The organism is Novosphingobium sp. HR1a (assembly GCF_015594425.1).
In the GTDB taxonomy this organism is placed as follows: domain Bacteria; phylum Pseudomonadota; class Alphaproteobacteria; order Sphingomonadales; family Sphingomonadaceae; genus Novosphingobium; species Novosphingobium resinovorum_A.
The window spans coordinates 1-496 of the sequence record NZ_JABXWS010000162.1; the positions used below are offsets into that span (position 1 = coordinate 1).

Annotated in this window: 1 tRNA gene and 1 rRNA gene; both read left to right on the forward strand. The window is 56.2% G+C overall.

What is annotated here, in order from left to right:
• Positions 1-109: 109 nt before the first annotated feature.
• Positions 110-224: ribosomal RNA gene (gene rrf / locus HWN72_RS30820) — 5S ribosomal RNA — on the forward strand.
• 195 nt (positions 225-419) lie between these two features.
• Positions 420-496 (forward strand) — tRNA-Met (locus HWN72_RS30825).

The window sequence follows — 496 nt, forward strand, 5'->3', positions numbered from 1 at the left end:
AACAGCAGAGCAACGTTAGATGGCGGACGATAAATCAGCCAGAAACATCTGAAATACGCACGGGATACATCGATTAAAAACCTCTAGCGTTCATGCGCCGGCTCCATTGCTTGGTGACCATAGCGTCAGTGACCCACCCGATCCCATCTCGAACTCGGCCGTGAAACCTGACAGCGCCAATGGTACTGTGGCTCAAGCCCCGGAAGAGTAGGACGTCGCCAGGCATTGAAGCCGGCGCACAAACGCTAGATAAAAAACCCATCACAATGACAAACGAAACAAGGGGGCCAAAAGCCCCCTTTTTGCGTCCCCAAAAGACGCAGCCGCCAGGCGGGATGGAGAACCCCGCCCCTCCACGCCGGCAACGCCGGAATGGACAAACAAAACACTCCCGGGCTGAAAACCAGCCCATATGGTGACGCGGGGTGGAGCAGCCCGGTAGCTCGTCAGGCTCATAACCTGAAGGTCGTAGGTTCAAATCCTACCCCCGCAACCA